Source organism: Streptomyces sp. NPDC053673, assembly GCF_055585225.1.
Genome location: NZ_JBVJKN010000002.1, coordinates 313,347 through 332,866, shown reverse-complemented (window position 1 = coordinate 332,866; position 19,520 = coordinate 313,347). Strand labels below are relative to the sequence as shown.

At 69.1% G+C, this 19,520-nt stretch carries 21 protein-coding genes; 12 read left to right on the top strand and 9 right to left on the bottom strand.

Going from position 1 to position 19,520, the window contains the following annotated elements:
* The first annotated feature begins 92 nt into the window (after positions 1 to 92).
* From ACZ6ZQ_RS04785 to ACZ6ZQ_RS04770, 4 genes are read left to right on the top strand one after another with little or no spacing between them, the layout of a single operon-like run.
* Complete coding sequence (locus ACZ6ZQ_RS04785) at positions 93 to 620, top strand: SseB family protein (RefSeq protein WP_469767109.1); 528 nt, start codon at positions 93 to 95, stop codon at positions 618 to 620.
* Positions 617 to 1,264 (top strand): hypothetical protein, encoded by a 648-nt coding sequence (locus ACZ6ZQ_RS04780; RefSeq protein ID WP_469767108.1) that lies wholly within the window; start codon positions 617 to 619, stop codon positions 1,262 to 1,264. Before ACZ6ZQ_RS04785 ends, ACZ6ZQ_RS04780 begins: the two co-directional genes overlap by 4 nt.
* A complete protein-coding gene (locus tag ACZ6ZQ_RS04775; RefSeq protein WP_469767107.1) occupies positions 1,264 to 5,970 on the top strand; it encodes a putative T7SS-secreted protein in 4,707 nt (1,568 codons plus the stop codon). Before ACZ6ZQ_RS04780 ends, ACZ6ZQ_RS04775 begins: the two co-directional genes overlap by 1 nt.
* A 3-nt stretch (positions 5,971 to 5,973) precedes the next feature.
* The gene (locus ACZ6ZQ_RS04770) at positions 5,974 to 6,414 is read left to right on the top strand and encodes a hypothetical protein (RefSeq protein ID WP_469767106.1); all 441 of its coding nucleotides are present in this window, start codon (positions 5,974 to 5,976) and stop codon (positions 6,412 to 6,414) included.
* A 180-nt stretch (positions 6,415 to 6,594) separates the two neighbouring features.
* On the opposite strand, the gene ACZ6ZQ_RS04765 is transcribed toward ACZ6ZQ_RS04770, so the two are convergent.
* Genes ACZ6ZQ_RS04765 through ACZ6ZQ_RS04750 form a run of 4 tightly spaced genes read right to left on the bottom strand, consistent with a single transcriptional unit; the run spans position 6,595 to position 8,112 of the window.
* Positions 6,595 to 6,879 (bottom strand): ATP-binding protein, encoded by a 285-nt coding sequence (locus ACZ6ZQ_RS04765; protein ID WP_469767105.1) that lies wholly within the window; start codon positions 6,877 to 6,879, stop codon positions 6,595 to 6,597.
* A gap of 48 nt (positions 6,880 to 6,927) precedes the next feature.
* Positions 6,928 to 7,260: a type II toxin-antitoxin system VapC family toxin gene (locus tag ACZ6ZQ_RS04760; protein ID WP_469767104.1), complete on the bottom strand. Its 333-nt coding sequence runs from the start codon at positions 7,258 to 7,260 to the stop codon at positions 6,928 to 6,930.
* A 59-nt stretch (positions 7,261 to 7,319) separates the two neighbouring features.
* Positions 7,320 to 7,589, bottom strand: a complete 270-nt coding sequence (locus ACZ6ZQ_RS04755; RefSeq protein ID WP_469767103.1) for a hypothetical protein — start codon at positions 7,587 to 7,589, stop codon at positions 7,320 to 7,322.
* Complete coding sequence (locus ACZ6ZQ_RS04750; protein WP_469767102.1) at positions 7,582 to 8,112, bottom strand: ATP-binding protein; 531 nt, start codon at positions 8,110 to 8,112, stop codon at positions 7,582 to 7,584. The genes ACZ6ZQ_RS04755 and ACZ6ZQ_RS04750 overlap by 8 nt, the downstream gene beginning before the upstream one ends.
* A 136-nt stretch (positions 8,113 to 8,248) precedes the next feature.
* Here ACZ6ZQ_RS04750 and ACZ6ZQ_RS04745 point away from each other — a divergent pair, with 136 nt between their 5' ends.
* On the top strand, positions 8,249 to 9,118 hold the full coding sequence (locus ACZ6ZQ_RS04745) for a helix-turn-helix domain-containing protein (RefSeq protein WP_469767317.1): 870 nt from the start codon (positions 8,249 to 8,251) through the stop codon (positions 9,116 to 9,118).
* Positions 9,115 to 9,372 (top strand): DUF397 domain-containing protein, encoded by a 258-nt coding sequence (locus ACZ6ZQ_RS04740; RefSeq protein WP_469767101.1) that lies wholly within the window; start codon positions 9,115 to 9,117, stop codon positions 9,370 to 9,372. The genes ACZ6ZQ_RS04745 and ACZ6ZQ_RS04740 overlap by 4 nt, the downstream gene beginning before the upstream one ends.
* Here the strand turns inward: ACZ6ZQ_RS04740 and ACZ6ZQ_RS04735 are convergent.
* Positions 9,366 to 9,764, bottom strand: coding sequence for a PIN domain-containing protein (locus ACZ6ZQ_RS04735; RefSeq protein ID WP_469767100.1), 399 nt, complete (start codon positions 9,762 to 9,764; stop codon positions 9,366 to 9,368). The two genes, ACZ6ZQ_RS04740 and ACZ6ZQ_RS04735, sit on opposite strands and share 7 nt — an antisense overlap.
* Positions 9,761 to 10,045 carry a hypothetical protein gene (locus tag ACZ6ZQ_RS04730; protein ID WP_469767099.1) on the bottom strand — a complete coding sequence of 95 codons (285 nt, stop codon included), beginning with the start codon at positions 10,043 to 10,045 and terminating at the stop codon, positions 9,761 to 9,763. Before ACZ6ZQ_RS04730 ends, ACZ6ZQ_RS04735 begins: the two co-directional genes overlap by 4 nt.
* A gap of 497 nt (positions 10,046 to 10,542) precedes the next feature.
* On the opposite strand from ACZ6ZQ_RS04730, the gene ACZ6ZQ_RS04725 reads away from it, so the two are divergent.
* The 4 genes from ACZ6ZQ_RS04725 to ACZ6ZQ_RS04710 all read left to right on the top strand — a co-directional run bounded on the left by ACZ6ZQ_RS04725 (position 10,543) and on the right by ACZ6ZQ_RS04710 (position 12,644).
* Positions 10,543 to 11,358: a helix-turn-helix domain-containing protein gene (locus ACZ6ZQ_RS04725; RefSeq protein WP_469767098.1), complete on the top strand. Its 816-nt coding sequence runs from the start codon at positions 10,543 to 10,545 to the stop codon at positions 11,356 to 11,358.
* An 89-nt stretch (positions 11,359 to 11,447) separates the two neighbouring features.
* On the top strand, positions 11,448 to 11,660 hold the full coding sequence (locus tag ACZ6ZQ_RS04720; protein ID WP_469767097.1) for a type II toxin-antitoxin system VapB family antitoxin: 213 nt from the start codon (positions 11,448 to 11,450) through the stop codon (positions 11,658 to 11,660).
* Between the two features lie 17 nt (positions 11,661 to 11,677).
* Positions 11,678 to 11,878 (top strand): hypothetical protein, encoded by a 201-nt coding sequence (locus ACZ6ZQ_RS04715; protein WP_469767096.1) that lies wholly within the window; start codon positions 11,678 to 11,680, stop codon positions 11,876 to 11,878.
* Between the two features lie 16 nt (positions 11,879 to 11,894).
* Positions 11,895 to 12,644: a nucleotidyltransferase domain-containing protein gene (locus tag ACZ6ZQ_RS04710; protein WP_469767095.1), complete on the top strand. Its 750-nt coding sequence runs from the start codon at positions 11,895 to 11,897 to the stop codon at positions 12,642 to 12,644.
* A 130-nt stretch (positions 12,645 to 12,774) separates the two neighbouring features.
* Here ACZ6ZQ_RS04710 and ACZ6ZQ_RS04705 read toward each other — a convergent pair whose 3' ends face one another.
* Entirely contained in the window at positions 12,775 to 13,605 is an 831-nt protein-coding gene (locus tag ACZ6ZQ_RS04705; protein WP_469767094.1) for an LLM class F420-dependent oxidoreductase, read from the bottom strand.
* A 203-nt stretch (positions 13,606 to 13,808) separates the two neighbouring features.
* Here ACZ6ZQ_RS04705 and ACZ6ZQ_RS04700 point away from each other — a divergent pair, with 203 nt between their 5' ends.
* Positions 13,809 to 15,320, top strand: a complete 1,512-nt coding sequence (locus ACZ6ZQ_RS04700; RefSeq protein ID WP_469767093.1) for a CehA/McbA family metallohydrolase — start codon at positions 13,809 to 13,811, stop codon at positions 15,318 to 15,320.
* 76 nt (positions 15,321 to 15,396) lie between these two features.
* Here the strand turns inward: ACZ6ZQ_RS04700 and ACZ6ZQ_RS04695 are convergent, their stop codons facing one another.
* Positions 15,397 to 16,527 (bottom strand): GlxA family transcriptional regulator, encoded by a 1,131-nt coding sequence (locus ACZ6ZQ_RS04695; protein WP_469767092.1) that lies wholly within the window; start codon positions 16,525 to 16,527, stop codon positions 15,397 to 15,399.
* A gap of 94 nt (positions 16,528 to 16,621) precedes the next feature.
* On the opposite strand from ACZ6ZQ_RS04695, the gene ACZ6ZQ_RS04690 reads away from it, so the two are divergent.
* Positions 16,622 to 17,569, top strand: coding sequence for an NADP-dependent oxidoreductase (locus ACZ6ZQ_RS04690; RefSeq protein ID WP_469767091.1), 948 nt, complete (start codon positions 16,622 to 16,624; stop codon positions 17,567 to 17,569).
* A 214-nt stretch (positions 17,570 to 17,783) separates the two neighbouring features.
* Here the strand turns inward: ACZ6ZQ_RS04690 and ACZ6ZQ_RS04685 are convergent, their stop codons facing one another.
* Positions 17,784 to 19,361: an APC family permease gene (locus tag ACZ6ZQ_RS04685; RefSeq protein ID WP_469767090.1), complete on the bottom strand. Its 1,578-nt coding sequence runs from the start codon at positions 19,359 to 19,361 to the stop codon at positions 17,784 to 17,786.
* Positions 19,362 to 19,520 lie beyond the last annotated feature (159 nt).

Sequence of the window (19,520 nt, the reverse complement as noted above, 5' to 3'; positions counted from 1 at the left end):
GCTTGCGTGAACATCACCGTGACACGATGCGGCGCGTGATCAACCAGGGGGACGACTCACCGCGGCCGGGCCGACCCATGAGGCTGGCCGACTTGGCGAGGGGGCCGGTGGAGCCGGCGGGCCACGAGCCGACGCGCACGGACAGCCCCGAGACCGGGACGCGGTCCGGTACCACGGCCGGGGCGGTGCCCGGAACGGCGACCGGAACAGCCGTCGGGACAGCCGTCGGGACGGCCGCCGGGACCGCTTCGGACGAGCAAATCGCCGCCGCCCGCCGAGAATTCGCCGTCCTGCTCGGCGAATTCAGGCGTACAGCGGTGCTCGTCCCCATCGACCCGTACGGCAGCCTGTGGACCGCCGAGCAGGGCGGTGTCCGCTGGATCTGCGCGTTCTCCCACGAGGAGGCACTGGCCCGGTTCGCGCACGCACAGGGGGACGCCGGGCGTGAGTGGACGTACCGGACGGTCCTGGGCGCGCGGTTGCTGGATGTGATGGTGCCGATGCTGCCGGGGCCGGCTGGTGTGGCGCTGGATGCGGGCAGCGAGGACGGGATGTTGTTCCCGCCGGTCGAGGGTGTCGTGCCGGCGTCGGCCGTTGTCGATATGGGGGATACGGAATGAGCGGGGACAACGCGGATCTCGCTGCACCGGCGGGCGCGCTCGAACAGATCGCGAAGGGCATCAACCTGGCGCATTCCGAGCTGAAGGACCTCACGGTCGGCCAGCAGGCGATCACGGGCCGCGGCTTCTCGGATCTGGCGCTGACGGGCGTGCAGCTGGGGCACAGCGGCCTGGCGGCGCAATTCGAGACGTTCTGCGACCGCTGGGGTTGGGGCGTGCGGGGGCTGATGCAGCGGGGGAACGTCCTCACGGCCGCGCTGGGTCTGTCGGCGGGCGCGTTCCATGAGCAGGAGCAGTACATCAAGGACACGTTCAAGATCGCTGTGAACGGGGTCAACGGAAACCCGCATCTGAGCGAGGACGAGGTCAAGGCCAAGAGCTGGGACGAGATCAGCTCGCAGTCGCCGTACGACGGTGCCGACTGGAGCGCGGAGTCGTTCAGCCAGGCACACGGTGAGGTCAAGCAGACCTGGAAGGACACCTCGTACGACGTCATGTACTCCCAGATGGACTCGATGGAGAACTACGGCGTGATGGACCCGGCCATGCGCGAGGCGGCGGAGAACAAGATCCGCGAAGTGCTGGAACCGTCCGAGGAGGCCGTCAAGCGCGCTGAGGAACCGGTCTGGGGGGACAACAGCTGATGGTGGACTGGAGCAAAGCCTTCAACGATGGCCTCGAAGCGGTCGGGGACGGTGTCGACTGGGGCAAGAAGAAAGTCGGCGAAGGCGTCGACTGGACGACGGACCGGCTCGGCGAGGGTCTCGACTACGTCGGCGCGGAGGGTTACGCCGACACCGTGGAGGACTGGGGCGACGACGCCGCGTCCTGGCTGGGTGCCGAGGTCGGCGAGGCGAAGCTCGGCGAGACCGAGGAGGCCAACGAGCTGATCCACGGCAAGCCCGGCGACATCACCGCGTCCGTGAAGAACCTGAGGGACTTCAAGTCGGCCTTCGACAGCGTCGGCCAGGGCCTGAAGGGCCTGGACTCCAGCCACTGGAAGGGCGAGGCTGCCGAGGCGTTCCGCGGCAAGTTGGAGACGCTCCCCACCGACTGGCTGCGCGCGGCAGACGCCTTCGACGACGCGGCCAGGGCCCTGGATGCCTACGCCACGACCCTCACCTGGGCCCAGGGCCAGGCCAAGGAGGCCATCGCCCTCTACAAGAAGGGCGACGAGTCGTCGAGAACGGCGGCCGACGCCTACAACAAGAAGGTCGACGCCTACAACGCGGCCCGCGACGGCGACAACCCGCTCCCCAGGCCCGACCCCTTCAGCGACCCGGGCAACGCCCAGCGCGAGCAAGCCCACGAGATCCTCAACAAGGCCCGCCGCCAGCGCAACGAGGCCGCGGAGACGGCGAAGACGGCCATCGCGGCGGCCCTGGCCCACGCTCCCGAGGAGCCGTCGGCGTCGGAGCGTCTGCGCTCCGATTTCGAGGACTACGCCATCGGCCAGGGGGCGGAGATGCTGCACCTGTCCGGTGGCGTCGTCAAAGGCGTTGTCGGCATCACCAACTTCGTCCGCTCGGTCAACCCACTGGACCCCTACAACATCACGCATCCGGCCGACTACTACAGAAACGTCAACATGACCCTCGCGGGGTTGGCGTCGACGGCGGCGAATCCGGACCGGGCGTTGAAGAACGCGTGGGAGGCGGCGAAGGGGGATCCGAGCGAGTTCCTGGGGCGACTCATACCGGAGCTCCTGGGCACCAAGGGCACCGGGCTCGTCAGGGGTGGCCTCCGCGCCGGTATGAAGGACCTCGCCGACAGCCCGAAGGGCAAGGGTCGCGAGAGCCACGACAAGGATCCCAACGGCAAGAGTCAGCACTGCGACGAAAAGAAGTGCAAGGGGGACCCGGTCGACATTGCGACCGGCCACATGATCCTGCCGCAGACGGACATCGCATTGCCCGGCTCGCTGCCGTTGGCGTTCCTGCGCACTTTCGAGTCGTCGTACCGCGCGGGCGGCTGGTTCGGCCCAACCTGGGCCAGCACGGTCGATCAACACCTGGAGATCGATGCCGAGGGTGTGATCTTCATCTGTGACGACGGCAGCCTGCTGGCGTATCCGCATCCGGCGCCGGGCGTGCCCGTCATGCCCACGCACGGCAGGCGCTGGCCTCTGGACAGAGTGGACGGCGGCTACACGGTCACCGACCCGGAGACAGGCTGGGTCCGGCACTTCGCCGACCACACGGACGAGCTGGCCCTCCTGGCTCAGGTCGACGATCGCAACGGCCGCTGGATCACCTTCGAACACGACGCAGCCGGCGCCCCGACGTCGATCGTCCACCACGGCGGCTACCACCTGAAGCTCACGACTCACGAGGGCAGGGTCACCGCCCTGCATCTCGCGGGCGCGGCGGCGGACGGCTCGGACCAGGAGATCACGCGTTACGGCTACACCGACGGCCATCTCTCCGAAGTCACCAACTCATCAGGCCGCCCATTGCGATTCGGCTGCGACGAACAAGGTCGCATCACGTCCTGGACCGACACCAACGGCAGTCACTACGACTACGTCTACGACAATCTCGACCGCTGCGTGTACCAGTCCGGTACGAACGGCCACGTCGAATCCCACTTCACGTGGGACGGCACCGACCCGGACACCGGCCTGCGGATGACCTCCATGACCGACGGGCTCGGCCACACCAGGCGCTTCGTGGTCAACGAGCGCTCGCAGGTCGTGGCGGAGATCGACGCGAACGGCGAAGTCACTCGGTTCGAGTACGACCGCCACAACCGGTTGCTGGCCGTCGCCGACCCGCTCGGCCACGTCACCAGCACCACGTACGACGAGCACGGGCACCCGACCGCGGTGGTCCGTCCGGACGGCCGGGAAGTGTCGGCGGAGTACGACGGCCTCGGGCTCCCGGTGCGCATCCGGGGCGCGGACGGCCAGGTGACGCGCCAGACGTTCGACGAGCGCGGCAACCGCACGTCGGTCACCGACGCGTCGGGCGCGACGACGCGGTTCTCGTACGACGAAGCGGGCCATCTGACGTCGGTGACGGACGCTCTGGGCCACACCAGCAGCGTGCGCTGTGACAAGGCCGGGCTTCCGCTCGAAGTCACGGACCCTCTGGGGGCCACGACGCGCTACGAACGGGACGCCTTCGGCCGCCCGGTCGCCCTCACCGACCCGCTCGGGGCGGTCACCCGCCTGGAGTGGACGGTTGAAGGCAAGCTCGCACGACGTGTCGAGCCGGACGGCAGTGCGCAGTCGTGGACATACGACGGCGAGGGCAACGGCACCAGCCACACCGACGCCATGGGCGGTGTCTCCACGTACGAGTACACCGACTTCGACCTGCTCGTGGCCCGGACCGGGCCGGACGGCGTGCGGTACGAGTTCGCCCATGACACGAACCTGCGGCTGACCCGGGTCACGAATCCGCAGGGACTGACTTGGTCGTATGAGTACGACGCGGCGGGTCGGCTCATATCAGAGACCGACTTCGACGACCGGACCCTGACGTACGCGTACGACGCGGCCGGGCGGCTGGCTTCCCGTACGAACGGCATCGGCCAGAGGGTCCGGTTCGAGCACAACGCGCTGGGCCAGATCACCCGCAAGGACGCCGAGGGCTCCGTCACCACGTACGAGTACGACATCTTCGACGAACTCGCGGTCGCGGCGAACCCGGACGCGACACTGACCCGGCTGCGCGACCGCTACGGGCGCCTCAGGACCGAGACGGTGAACGGCAGGAAGCTTGCCTTCGAGTACGACGTCCTGGGCCGGCGGACGGGCAGGACGACACCGGGCGGGGCCGTCAGCACCTGGTCGTACGACGCGGCGGGCCGCCGCACGGAGCTGACGACCTCGGGCCGTACGCTCACGTTCGAGCGCGACGCGGCGGGCCAGGAGCTCGCCCGTCGCATCGGGGAGACGGTCACGCTCACGCACGCCTTCGACGCGATGGGCCGCCTCACCGACCAGCACGTTGTGGGGACGGACCGCAGCATCCAGCGCCGTGGGTACACCTACCGCGCGGACGGCAACCTCGTCGGCATCGACGACCAGCTCGCCGGCGCTCGTCGTTTCGACCTGGACGCGGCAGGCCGTGTCACCGCGGTCCAGGCGGCCGACTGGACCGAGCGATACGCCTACGACTCGGCGGGCAACCAGACGGAGGCGTCCTGGCCTGCCTCCCACCCGTCCCAGGAGGCCACGGGAACCCGCGCCTACAGCGGCACGCTCATCACTCGCGCCGGCAACGTCCGCTACGAACACGATGCCCAAGGCCGCGTCGTGTTACGGCAGAAGACGCGTCTGTCGCGCAAGCCGGACACCTGGCGGTACGAATGGGACGTGGAGGACCGGCTCACCTCGGTGACCACCCCGGACGGCACGGTATGGCGCTACCAGTACGACGCCCTGGGCCGCCGCATCGCGAAACAACGCCTCGCCGACGACGGCCTTTCGGTCGCCGAGCAGGTCTCGTTCACCTGGGACGGAGCGACGCTGTGCGAACAGACCACCGAGGGCGCCAGCTTGCCCAACGCGGTCTCCCTCACCTGGAACTACGACGGCCTGCACCCCCTCGCCCAGACGGAACGCATCCTCTCGCCGGACGCCCCGCAGGAGGTCATCGACGAACGCTTCTTCGCCATCGTCACGGACCTGGTGGGCACCCCGAACGAACTCATCGACGAGTCGGGCGGCCTGGCGTGGCATACGCGGAGCACACTGTGGGGCACGACGACATGGGCAACGTCGAGCACTGCGTACACGCCGCTGCGCTTCCCGGGGCAGTACTTCGACCCGGAGACGGGTCTGCATTACAACTTCCACCGTCACTACGACCCCGAGACGGCGCGTTACCTCAGTTCCGATCCCCTTGGGCTCGGCGCGGGCCCCAACCCCGCAAGCTACGTTCACAATCCCTTCGCCTGGGCAGACCCGCTCGGCCTGACGCCATGCCCTCCCAAGGGAGAGCATTCCAACCCCTTCAAACACCGGCAGGATGCCGAGCGCGCAGCATTTGAAGCTGCCGGAGTACCCTACGGAACTACCCCCGACTCGCAATGGGTAGTCACCGGCGATAAGCGAATGAAGCATATGCCAGGATATGTCTACGCAAAGGACGAAACCCACTGGGGTAACTTCCGACAGTTCGAGACCCAAAATGGATCTCGCGTAGTCGTCGAGCACACTCACGATCCGGCAGGTCAGCACTTCCACGCCGGAGGACCAAAGGGAAAGACCCTAGAGGACCAGAGCCGCTCCTTCGTGAATTTCGGCTGGGATAATTCCGTGGAAGGCTATCCACAAATGGAGCGCTATCGGGCGATCGACAAACCCGGCGGCGATCACCACTTCTTCTACGAGGGAGAATGAGCAATGAAGGCCCGAGAGCAGGCACTATTTGAGAAAGTCCAGAACAGCCACCTAAACTCTTTTGGACTCGCAAAATCTGTCGGCGGAATTACGGTCGACAGAGCTTGGCGCATGGTCGCCAACTTCGAAGTGGAGCCGTCTGCAACCGCCCCTTTGAAGGGCGAACGAACAGCAGAAGAGGTCAATCTACTCTGGAGGCAATGGGCGCAGGAGTCAGGAATCTTTACCGACAATGGCAAATTTCTCGTCACGGTCGTCACGACTGGAAGCGGCGAGCTGGGGTGGGTGGAGGTCCAGTTGACACCCGAGACGGACATCTCCCGTCTCAGGGATGACCAAGACAGGATCGAATTCATTGCACGATCCCACAGCGGACACCACATTTGCGGGGTAACCGCAGAAGAGTACGACTATTGGATCGTGTCGCTACCGGTAAGCGACTGAGCGCCAAGATCTGCCGCGAACGATTCTCGTGTCCGCGGAAGGGATAGATACCCGGCTGCGAGGAGTACTACTATGACCCTAAATCTGGCCCCAGGGTTTCATCTGGCCTCATGCTGCGATTAGCGAGACGTGGGACCCACCGGTGTGGGCTGTGGTGCGCGCCACCGAAGGCGCAAAAGTTCAGGACGTTTGCGGTACCTGGGCGACGGGCAATGGCAGTTCCGCCCAGGCCATCTTGCCGACGACGCGGTCGGACGTGCCCCAGGTCGCGGCCAGGGCGTCGACGAGAAGGAGGCCGCGGCCCGTCTCGGAGTCGAGGGCCGGCGGGCTCAGGGTCGGGTTGCGGTCGCCGCGGGCGTCGGAGACCTCGATGCGGAGGGTCATCCGGGCGAGCACGAGGCGTAATTGGAAGTCGCGACCCGGGATACGCGCGTGGGAGACGGCGTTGGTCGCGAGCTCGGCCACGATGAGGGCCGCCGCCCTCGCACCCCTTGCCCGTGAGGGCTGCAGGAATCAGACCTTCACCACGGTGACGTCGCGACCGCAGAGCATCGCCATGTCTTCCGTGTCCGAGGTGAGCACGGTCACCGGCTCCGCAGCCCGCAGAGCAGTCGCCGCGACCATCGCGTCGATGGCGTACTTGTGGCCTGCCAGCCCGCCGGCCCCGCGCAGGAGTTCCACGGCATGCGCAGCCACGTCCTTCGTCACAGACTCGACGATGAGCCGGGAAAGCGCCCACGCCATGCGAGCCTTGTGCACACCGTTCGGGTCAGCCTCGACCAGGGTCACTGAGCTGACAATGACGCGAGTGTCGCGCTTCGCCGCCGCGGCCAGAAGAGCGGTCATATCTCTGTCGGCCCGGAGATATAGGGACAGTGCCTCACTGTCCAGAACCCACGTCCCGCTCATGCGGCGCTGCTCGCCGACGAGCCGAACATCCTCGCCTCCGCAGCCGCGATCTCCTCTGGGGTAAGCGGGCCGTGGATCTCCTCGTTCGCAGCAATCAGCTCAGCGAGGTTGTCGCGCTCGATCTGACGCTGGATGGCCGCCTCGACATAGCCGGAAATGCCACGTTTGCCGACGCGGGCCCGGACGGCCTCGATCGTGCCTTCATGCACGGACACGGACACAGACTTCGTCGGCCCCTCGCCCGGGGTATACGTCGGCTCACTCACATGACGACTCTAACAGAAATTCTATTAGATGGTTTGGGCAGCGAGACCAGCGCTTCAAACGGCTCGTCGCGGATTGAGCAACCAACCAGGTCACACACGCCGGCACCAGTTCCGCCCACACCGTCTTGCCGACGACGCGGTCGGACGTGCCCCACGTCGTGGCCAGGGCGAAGGCTAGGGCGTCGACGAGAAGGAAGCCGCGGCCCGTCTCGGAGTCGAGGGCCGGCGGGCTCAGGGTCGGGTTGCGGTCGCCGCGGGCGTCGGAGACCTCGATACGGAGGGTCATCCGGGCGAGCACGAGGCGTAATTGGAAGTCGCGACCCGGGATACGCGCGTGGGAGACGGCGTTGGTCGCGAGCTCGGCCACGATGAGGGCCGCCGCGTCGGAGAGGTCGGTTCCGTACGGGACGCCCCAGTCGTCGAGTTGCTGGCCGGCCAGACGGCGGGCCAGCCGGGCGCCGCGGCGGGTGGCACTGAGGCGTTGGGTGAACTCGGCCGTGGGGGTGGCGGTTTCGGCTTTCATGTCACTGAGCGTGTCCGGTCCGCCGTACCCTGACCAGGAGCGACGTCACGACGCTGGGTAATGGTACGGGTGCGGTCGGTGCGCTGTCGGGGTGTCGGCCGTGACCGTCGGGGACGCGGACAGGGCGGTACGGACCATGGGAAACGCAGGGCGCGAGGAACGGCCGGAGCGGCCCGCCGAAGTGGACGGGACAGCGCATCTCTTCAGGGCGCTCGGCAAGCAGATCAAGGTGTTCCGGGAGCTGGCCGGGCTGAGCCAGAAGGAGCTGGGTGCGGGAGTGCACTGCGGGGAGGATCTGATCTCCGCGATCGAGCGGGGCGTACGGACTCCGCAGCCCGACTTCCTCGTACGGGCCGACGACTTGCTGGGCGCGGGGGGTGTGCTGAAGGCGGCGGTCGAGGACGTGCAGGAGGCGCTGTCGAAAGCGCGGACGCGTCATCCGGACTGGTTCCGGGACTTCGCCAAGGCGGAAGCGGAGTCTGTTGCTCTTCACGAGTACTGCAATCAGGCCGTGCCGGGGCTGCTTCAGACCGAGGAGTACGCCCGGGCGATCTTCGCCCAACGACGGCCGTTGCTGGATGAGGCGACCATCGAGAAACGCGTGGCCGACCGACTTGCCCGACAGCAGATCTTCGAGTGCTGGCCGGCGCCTACATTCAGCTTTGTGCTGGAGGAGTCTGTGTTGCAACGGCCGAACGGCGGAAAGACCGTCCATGAGCGCCAGTTGCGTCGGCTCCTGCATGTCGGGCGACTGCGGACCGTTGAGCTCCAGGTGATGCCGACTGATCACGAGGAACACCCCTGCATGGACGGCGCGTTCACCTTGCTGACCCCCAAGGGGCGGCACCAGGCGGCATACACGGAGATCCAGGGATACCCCCGGCTGATCACCGACCGGGAAGAAGTCCGTGTCTTCACCGAGCGCTATGGGATCATGCGGGCGCGGGCCCTGACGCCCCGGGAGTCCTTGTCCCTGATCGAGAAGATGCTGGGAGAGCGTCGATGAACACCGTGCAGCTCCACTGGTTCAAGAGCAGCTACAGCGGCGGCGAAGGCGGCACCTGCGTCGAGGTCGCCATCGAGTGGCGCAAGTCCAGCTACAGCGGCGGCGAGGGCGGCGAATGCGTCGAGGTCGCAGCCTGCCCCACCACCATCCACGTCCGCGACTCCAAAAACCTCACCGGTCCCCAGCTCGCCTTCACGCCCACCGACTGGGCCGCCTTCGTCTCGTACGCACAGACCGGCGCACGAGGTCAGTAGTAACCCAGCATCCCCGGCGAGTCGATGTCCACGGTGACGATGCCCGGCGGATACCGGTCCTCGCGGGCAGTCAGCAGGATCGACATGCCCGTGAACTGAGGGCGGGGAGAGGCGCAGTAGAGAGCGTGGCAGGTGTCGGGGCCGCCGAAGCCGTCGCGGACGAGAGTGCCGACGGTGACCGCGGCCACGGTGTCGAGGTTGTCGACGGCGACCGAAGAGAACGCCAGGGCGGCCCGACCGGCGTCGGCAGTGTCCGTTTCAGCTTGTGTCAGGCACAGGGCAGGGACCCAGAGGGCGTCACCGGGTGTCTTCGCCATGTTGGCGGCGAGCTGATTGAGGACCTTGTGGCCCTCGGCGAGAGCCAGGATCGCGCTGGTGTCAAGGATGATCACGCGGCAGTGCCCCGCGCGGCCCGCACCTTCTCCGCCGCGATCTTGTAGATGTTCCCGAGGATGTCGGGTGCCTGGTCGAACTCGTCGTCGCTCATCGCGGAGCCCATGTTCTGGCGGGCAGCATCGCGGTCGGCCCGCAGCCGCTCGGCGATCTGGGCCTCCGTGGGCTCCCGCTCGGCGAGCTGCTGGACCAGCTGGCCCAGCGTGAGACCACGTTCGGCGGCGAGCGCCGCGAGGTGGTCGCGGGTCTCGCGGGGAACCTGAATCGTTGTCGACGCCATAGCGTTCACTATAGACCCGTTACAGCCCACGAGACCCGCGCGGGACGATCTGAAGCACATCCGGTCGCGGGCAGCCTTCTCCCATGCCCCCTGCGGCACCGGCATGGTCTCCGCCCGCCGCCGCACACGCTCAGGTTCGCTCACTCGGCCAACGCACCACTCGACGGCGACCCGGACTCGCCGCATTGACGGTCCGGTCCGAGAAGCCTGCCTCGCACCACTTTGACCGCATCGAGGTTTCCACGACCCGGTGCACCAGAACCCGGTGGCCCGCGACGCCAAAAGATCAAAGAACCCGGGGAAAGAACCTCCCCAACCCTCCCCCAGCCCCTCACCGGCCAGGCTCACTCACACGGGTGATCTGTTCCAACCCAGCTGGCGCATATGCCACTTCGCGGTGCAGGCTCGGCCTCGGCAACCGCACACATGCAACGGCCCCCGGCCGGGACTGGCATCCCGATCGAGGGCCTGACCACCCAGGAAGAAGCACACTTCCGATGGCTGATCCGCAGCTTAACGCGCCCTCGTGCGCGCCGCCGCCCGTTCACCGGCCCGGCGTCCAGCACATCAACGTTCGGCACACGGAACGCTTCGTCGTGGTCGGAAACCACCTCGCCCAGCACGCCGAGCTCTCCCTCACCGCGATCGGGCTGGCGGTCCACATCCAGTCGCTGCCCGCCGGTGCGAGGGTCTCCATCAAGCGTCTCGCCGAACGCTTTCCCGAAGGGGAAATCAGGATCGCCGCCGCCCTGCGGGAACTGGAGCAGCACGGTTACCTCGCGCGCATCCAGGTGCGGCTGCCGTCGGGAACTGTGATCACGTTGACGCTCTCGTACAACAATCCGTCAGCGATGCGAGCCGAGCCCGAGCTACAGACGGAGCGACGCGCCCCGGAGCCGGAGCCGACCCCGGCGCCGCCGCCACCCGAGCCGGAGGCCGCGCCCTCCACGCCCGCCGCCTCGCTCCTCGCCGGGCTGCGGCGCGACGACCCCCGCCTGATCCTCGCCGCGCGTGACGTGCGCCGACTCGCCCCGGCCGTCGACACCTGGCTGGAGCGCGGTATCGCCCCCGACGCCGTACGCCGTACCCTCACCGCCGAGCTCCCGCAGGGCCGGATCCACCACCCCGCCGCGATCCTCGGCCACCGGCTGACGACGCTCCTGCCCCCGCCGCTCCCAGCCACCCCGGCACCACCGCCCCGCCCCCACCCACTCCAGAACTGCGACCGCTGCGACCGTGCCTTCCGGGCCGCGGAACCGGGCTTCTGTCGCGACTGCGACACCCCGACGACCTCGGCAGCTCTGGCGGCCTGAGCCCGTGGCCGCACAGGCGCGAGAGCCTCACCCCTGGAGCATGCGGATGACGTGGATGGTTGACCCGCAAGACGCACATGGAGGTCGGGATGAGCATGACCAACGTCAACATCGACGACGCCGTCCTGACCGAGGCCATGCGTCTTATGGGGACGACGACCAAGAAGGACACCATCAACGGCGCTCTGCTCGACTACGTCCAGAGGCTCAAGCGGCTGGAGGCCATGCAGGACCTCGCCGAGCGAACCGAGCGCGGCGAGTTCGACGGGCTGCGAGGATTGCGGGGACAGCAACGGAAGTAGGTAGGAGGGGGAAGAGCATGGTCGTGCTCGTCTTGTCCGGAGTCCTCGTGCTCGCCGTGGGGGGCTGCGTCTGTGTCGTATGGGCGGCGCGGGGCGGCCCGCGCTGGGTGCGCGCGGGTGCCGCCGTGACCCTGGCGGCGGGTGAGCTGGTGCGCCGGTCGGGGCGTACGGGTGGCGGGAGTCGAAGCTTGGGCCAACACAGCGACTCGGACGGCTAGGGCGGCTGTGACACGCGTGGGGGACAACGCCATTGACGCGCTGCTGAACCACTTCCTCACCGGCCTGCGCGAGACGCTGCCACTGGTTGCCCTGTGGGCGCACGGCTCGCTGGCGCTGGGCGACTTCCAGCCCGGCCGCAGCGATCTCGACATCGTGGCGGTCATCGAGTCCGGCGTGACCGATGCCCAGCGGCATCAGCTCAAGCGCCTCCACCAAGCCCTCGCGGCGGAGTTCCCCGCGGCCGCCAAGCTGCACTGCTCCTACGTGGTGCGCGAGCAGCTGCCGGATCCTGACGTCCGCCATCTCACGTGGGCCCATCAAGAGCTGCTGACCCGGCCGGTCACTCCGGTCAGTCGTCGTGAACTCCACACGGGGGACTCGGCCCTGTTCGGCTCTTCACCCACCGAACTCCTCCCCCGGGTCAGTGACGAGGAACTCTCCGCCTTCATCCGCGCCGACCTGGAAGGCTTCTGGCTGCCCGCCACGTCGAAGCCGACCCTCTGGCTCCGGGACATCTGGGTCGACCTGGGCCTGCTGACCGTGGCCCGGGCGACCGTCACCCTGGACGACGGGCGCCTCATCACCAAGGGCGAAGCCCTCGACGTCCTCCGCGCCATGGGCGCTCCACCCGCCGTCGTCGCCGGCATCCACGCCCGACGCTACGGATCCACCGCCCCGCGCCCACCCCTCCGCCGGCCTCTTCGCGCCCACCGCGCCCGCACCTTCACCCGCATGACCATCCAGCGCATCTTGGCGTCGCATTGACGTAGGAACGATCAGCCCCTACTCGCGTAGGGAAGCGCCGGTGGCCGACGGCCGCGCCTACGGTGATCGCTGACTTGAACAGGTTCCTCGGCCACCGGCACCGGCACCGGCACCGGCACCGGGCACCGCGTCACACGTACCGCCCGTACTCGTCCAGCACCCTCAGCACCTCCCCCTCCCCCGCCGGCGGCAGCTGCAGCACCACCTCCTCCACCCCCAGCTCCGCGTAGTGCGCCAGCTTCCCCGGCGTCGGCAGGACCGCGTACGGGACGACCTGCAGCGCACCCGCGTCCCTGCCCGCTGCCGACCACGCCTCTCGCAGCGCCGGCACGGACTCCGTCAGGCCCCGCCCGCCGATCGGCATCCAGCCGTCCGCGTACTCGGCGATGTGGGCGAAGAGCTTCGGGCCCGCCGCGCCGCCGACAAGAGTGCGTGGGGCGCCGCCCGTCACCGGCTTCGGGTACGCGTACGACGCGCGCACCGACCCGAAGTCGCCCTTGTACGCGGTCGGTTCGGACGCCCACAGCGCACGCATCAGGCCCATCCGGTCCCGGCCCAGCTCGCGCCGCGTCGACCACTCCACGCCGTGGTCCGCGGCCTCCTCCTCGTTCCAGCCGAAGCCGATGCCGAGGGTGAGGCGGCCGCCGCTCAGGTGGTCGAGGGTCGCGATCTGCTTGGCGAGGGCGATCGGGTCGTGCTGGGCGACGAGGGTGACGCCCGTGCCGAGGCCGAGCGTCGTCGTCACGGCCGCTGCCTGGCCGAGGGCGACGAAGGGGTCGAGGGTGCGGCCGTACTCGGGCGGGAGGTCGCCGCCCGCGGGGTACGGGGTCGCGCGCTCGACCGGGATGTGGGTGTGCTCGGGGAGATACAGCCCGGCGAAGGCGCGTTCCTCCAGCTCACGGGCCAGCCGTACCGGTGTGATCGTCTCGTCCGTGAGGAAGATCGTGGTCGAGATCCGCATGCGCGTCCCCCTGCGTCGTCAGCTGTCCTCAGCTCTGGTGGCGGGCCCAAGGTAAGCCGAACGGTCGCGGATTCCGAGAGCCCGGTAACGCAACGCCCCGGACATTTGCCAATCCCCCACCCTTGCACCGTGGTTCACCGCCGAGTACCAGGTTGGTCAGGCACCACCCCTGTCCCTCTCACCACCCCTGGGGAGCCGACGGCATGTGCAACGACCACGACTCGACCATCAGCAGACGCGCACTGTTCGTGACGGGAGCCGCTGCCGCGCTTACGTTGAGCAGCGTGAGCTTCGCCGAGGCAGCAGAGCATGGGAGCACCACCAGCAAGGTCGTGAGCGGCACCCTGCCGCCCGGCTCCCCCGACTTCGTGTACCTGCCCGTCGAGATCCCCCGCGGCGTCTCGGAGATCCGGGTGTCGTACGCGTACGAGAAGCCGCCCGTCCCCGCCGGTACCCAGGGCAACGCCCTCGACATCGGGATCTTCGACGAGCGCGGCACGGCGCTCGGCGGCAAGGGCTTCCGGGGCTGGTCGGGCGGGGCGCGCAGTGAGTTCTTCATCCGGGGGGACGAGGCGACGCCCGGGTACATTCCGGGGCCGATCCGCGCGGGCACCTGGTACATCGCACTCGGCCCCTACACGGTCGCGCCGCAGGGACTCCCGTACACCGTCACGATCACGCTCACGTACGGGACGTCCACGAAGACCCCGAGTCCCGTGTACCCGCCCGAGCGGGCCAAGGGGCGTGGCCGGGCCTGGTACCGGGGTGACTGCCACCTGCACTCCTGGTACTCGGACGGCAGGCGCACGCCCGCCGAGATCGCGGCGCTCGCCCGCGCCGCCGGGCTCGACTTCATCAACAGCAGTGAGCACAACACGCATGCCGCGCACGCGCACTGGGCGGACGCGGCGGGCGACGACCTGCTCGTACTCCTCGGGGAGGAGGTCACCACCCGCAACGGGCATGTCGTCGCGCTCGGCACCGACCCGGGCACCTTCGTCGACTGGCGCTACCGGGCCCGCGACAACCGCTTCGGGCACTACGCCCGCGAGATCCGGCGGGCCGGCGGCCTGGTCGTCCCGGCGCACCCGCACGCGACCTGCATCGGCTGCAACTGGAAGTTCGGTTTCGGCGAGGCGGACGCAGTGGAGGTGTGGAACGGCCCGTACACCCCGGACGACGACGTGTCGCTGGCGTCGTGGGACAACACCCTGGTCGCCTCCGCGCGTTCGGGCCGGCGCTGGACCCCGGCGATGGGCAACAGCGACGCCCACCGCGACCCGGATCGCGTCGGCACTCCGCAGACCGTCGTCCTCGCCGACGACCTGACCCGCGAGGCGATCCTCGACGGCATCCGGGCGGGCCGTTCGTACATCGCCGAGTCGTCGGCCGTGTCGCTGTCCTTCAGCGCGGTGGGCGGGCCCGGCGGCCACGCGGGCATCGGCGAGCGGCTCCGCGTCGACGCCGACGATCCGGTGACCGTCCGTCTGGAGGTGACGGGCGCGCCGGGCCGCACCGCCCGGATCGTCACCGATCAGGGGGTGCTCCACACGGCGACGCTTCCGGTGGAGGGGACGGGCACGGTGGAGTGGCGTACGACGGCGGCGTACGCGGCGTACGCACGGGCAGAGGTGCGGCACGCGGCGGTGATCCCGAACTTCCCCGGGCCGCTGGCGGCGTTCACGAACCCGATCTTCCTGGGGCACTCCGCCTGACCCGGCGGCTACGTGTTTCCCTCGGCCCGGACTGTCGGTCCGGGCCGAGCCGGGCCTGGTCCGGGAAGCGCGGCGCTCAGGTCCTGGCCGCAGCCGCAGCCGCGCTCTGGCCCTGCACCTGCCCCTGGCCCTGCCCGTTGAACGTACGCCGGTAGGCGGCCGGTGACGTGCCGAGCAGGGAACGCATGTGCTGCCGGAGAGAGTTGGCCGTGCCGAATCCGGCGCGGTGGGCGACCAGGTCGATGGACAGGTCGCTGGACTCCAGCAACTGGCGGGCGAGTTCGACGCGCTGGGCCGTGAGCCAGCGGCCGGGTGTCATGCCGACCTCGTCACGGAAGCGGCGGGTGAACGTGCGCAGGCTCATCCGGGCGTGATCGGCCAGCTCGCCGAGGGTCAGCGGCTCCTGGAGGCGTTCCAGCGCCCAGGCGCGCGTGGCTGCCGTCGTCGCCACGGTCGGCTCCGGGACGGGCCGCTCGATGAACTGGGCCTGACCACCGTCCCGCCACGGCGGTACGACACAACGGCGGGCGACGTGGTTGGCCACCGTCGCGCCGTGGTCGCGGCGTACGAGATGCAGGCACAGATCGACACCCGCGGCGATGCCCGCCGAGGTCAGCACGTCTCCGTCGTCCACGAAAAGCACGTCCTCGTCGACCTTGATCCGGGGGAAGGCCCGCTGGAACTCGCGCGCCGTCTGCCAGTGCGTCGTCGCGGGCCGGCCGTCAAGCAGCCCGGCGGCGGCGAGGACGTAGGAGCCGCTGCAGATGGACACCATCCGGGCCCCGGGGCGGATCCTGTCGAGTGCGGCGGCCAGGGGTGCGGGAAGCGGCCCGCCCTCCGCGAGGTAGCCGATGGCGCAGGAGGGCGCGACGATCACCGTGTCCGCGCTTTCGAGCGCCTCCGGTCCGTGGCTGACGGCGACGGCGAACCCCGCGTCGCTGTCCACCGGCTGCCCGTCGATGGTGCAGACGACGACCTCGTAGAGCGGCCGCCCCTCGTCGTCGAGGGCGCTTCCGAAGACCCGGGACGGGATGCCCAGCTCGAACGGGGGCACACCGTCGAGCGCGAGGACTGCCACTCGGTGCGCGGCGGGCGCGTCGCCCTCCGGCGCCTTTGGGGGTGCCGGTGCCTTCGCCGGAGCCTTCGCGGACGTCTTCGCCTGCGCCTTCGTCGGCACGGGCACCGGTGACACGAAGGAAGTGGCCATGGCCAGATTCTGTCACATGATGGCCAAACTGCCAGCACTGCGATCGTCCGTTCCGGCGCACTCTGGTGGCTGCTCACCAGAGAGGACATGATCAATGAGCAACACGATGCGTGCCGTCAGCCCCCGCGAATGGGGCTCCCCCGACGTCCTGGTCCCGGTCGAGATCGACCGCCCCGAGCCGGGCCTGAACGAGATCCTGGTCCGGGTGCACGCCGCAGGCGTCAACCCCGCCGACTGGAAGACCCGCGCCACCGGTGCCCTCGTCACGTGGGGCGACATCCCGATCCTGGGCTGGGACGTGTCCGGCGTCATCGAGGCGGTCGGCCCCGGGGTGACGCTGTACCGGCCCGGCGACGAGGTGTTCGGCATGCCGCGCTTCCCGCACCAGGCGGGTGCGTACGCCGAGTACGTGAGCGCCCCCGCCCGGCAGTTCGTCCGCAAGCCGGCCGGCATCGACCATGTACAGGCCGCCGCGCTGCCGCTGGCCGCGCTCACCGCCTGGCAGTCGCTGGTCGAGACGGCGGGGCTGCGCGCCGGGCAGCGCGTGCTGATCCACGCGGCGGCCGGCGGCGTGGGCCACCTGGCCGTCCAGATCGCCAAGGCGCACGGGGCGTACGTCATCGGGACGGCGAGCGCGGGGAAGCACGGCTTCCTGAAGGAGCTCGGCGCGGACGAGCTGATCGACTACCGGGAGGCCGACTTCACGGAGCAGGTGCGGGACGTGGACATCGTCCTCGACTCCATCGGCGGGGAGTACGGAGCACGGTCCCTGGAGGTCCTGCGACGCGGCGGCCACCTGGTCACGCTGACGTCGCCGGACGACCTGCCGCCCGCCGGACGGGCCGAGGCGCTCGGCGTGCGCACCGGGTGGACCCTGGTCGAGCCGGACCGCGCGGGCCTGCAGGCGGTCGTCCGCCTCGTCGAGGAGGGGAAGCTCCGGGCCCACGTCGACACGGTCCTGCCGCTGGAGGAGGCGGCGAAGGCGCACGCGTACGGCGAGCAGGGCCGTACGCAGGGCAAGATCGTCCTCCGGGTCGAGTAGCCGACCTTCGCAAACGGATCCCCGTCAACGACCCCTCCCGGGACGCGGAGATGGCCACGGACGAACTCCTCCTGGCCGCGGCCGTACGCGCGCGCCGCCGCGCTGAACCCCGGTGAAGTCCGCCGAACCCCGGTGAAGTCCGGAAAGGACCGGGCCCGGCCCCCGGGGGATGGGGGCCGGGCCCGGACGTTTCAGCCGCAGACGGAGGGCGCGGTCAGTCCGCGACGACCAGGGACGGGGTCTCCTTCGTCAGGACCTCGCCACGGAAGAACGCCGGGCTGCGGCGCTGCATGATCAGCATGATCACGACGCCCAGGAGCAGCAGGCCGACGCCGATCACGAAGACCGAGCCGACACCGAGGACCGCGGAGCCGGAGCCGTAGGCCGGGTCCCACATGTCGTACAGCGTCTTGCCGAAGACCGCGGTGAGCATGAGGCCGCCGAGGGCCGGCAGGGCGCCCTTGAAGAGCGCGTCCCTGGCGGAGTTCGTCAGCTCGCCCCGGAAGTACCAGACGCAGGCGAAGGCGGTCAGCGCGTAGTAGAAGCAGATCATGAGGCCGAGCGCGTAGATCGTGTCGACCAGGACGTTCTCGCTGACCAGGGTCATGACCGTGTAGAACGCGCCGGTGGCGACGCCCGCCACGACCGTGGCCTTGCCGGGGACCTTGAAGCGGGGGTGGACCTTCGCGAAGGACGCGGGGAGGGCCTCGTACGCGGACATCGCGAGCACCGTGCGGGCGACCGGGATGAACGTCGTCTGGAGGCTGGCGGCGGCCGAGGCCAGGACGGCGACGAAGAGCGCGATGCCGAGGACCGGTCCCATCACCGGGCCGGCCAGCGCGGCGAAGACGTTGTCGGAGGTGTCCGGGTTGGCGAGGCCGAGACCCTTGTCTCCCGAGCCCACGGCCATCTGCGCGGCGACACCGGTGGCGAGGTACGAGCCGACCAGGACGACCATCGCGACGAGCGCGGCACGGCCGGGGGTCTTGGCGGAGCCGGTGGTCTCCTCGTTCGTGGACAGACAGGCGTCCCAACCCCAGTACATGAAGATCGACAGGGAGAGACCCGCGGTGAAGGCCGCGAAGGACTGGACCGCGAAGGGGTTCATCCAGGACCAGGAGAAGCTGACGCCGGTGTCGAGGGCACCGCTGCCCGCCTTCTGGAGGGCCATGGCCACGAACACCGCGAGGACGACGAGCTGGAGGCCGACGAGGGCGTACTGCACACCCTTCGTGGCGGTCATGCCGCGGTAGCTGATCGCGGTGGCGACGGCGATCAGGGTGAGGCAGGTGAGGATGTGGACGGCCTTGTTGTCGTCCAGGGCGGCGATCGACTCGCTGCCCGAGATCTCACCGGCCAGCAGCCAGAAGTAGGAGGTCGCGACGCCCGCGAGGTTGGACAGCACGATGATCGTCGCGATGACCAGGCCCCAGCCGCACATCCAGCCGATCCGCGGGCCGAAGGCCTTCACGGTCCAGGTGAAGGAGGTGCCGCAGTCCGGCATGACCTTGTTGAGCTCGCGGTACGCGAAGGCGACCAGGAGCATCGGCAGGAAGCCGGCCAGGAAGATGGCGGGCATCTGCAGCCCGACCTCGCCGGCCGTCGAGCCGAGTGTGGAAGTCAGGCAGTACACGGGGGCGACCGTCGAGATACCGATGACGGCACTGCCCATGAGGCCGACGGAATTGCCGCCGAGTCCCTTGGTGCGAACGCCCCCTTCGGTGCGGACGCCCCCTTCGGAGCGTCCCCGTACCGTGTCTCCGACCTGGGGCCGCGTCTCCAGCTGAGTCATGAGGAGGACGTTAAGTGCTGCGGTTCCCGTATCCGGAGGCTTGAGCTACGACGATCTATCCTTGGATCCACCCCATCTGATCCCCATTCGACCGCTGATTGAAAGGTGAATCAGGATCACCCCGATATATTTATAGGTGCAAGGCGAAACGTTCCGGAT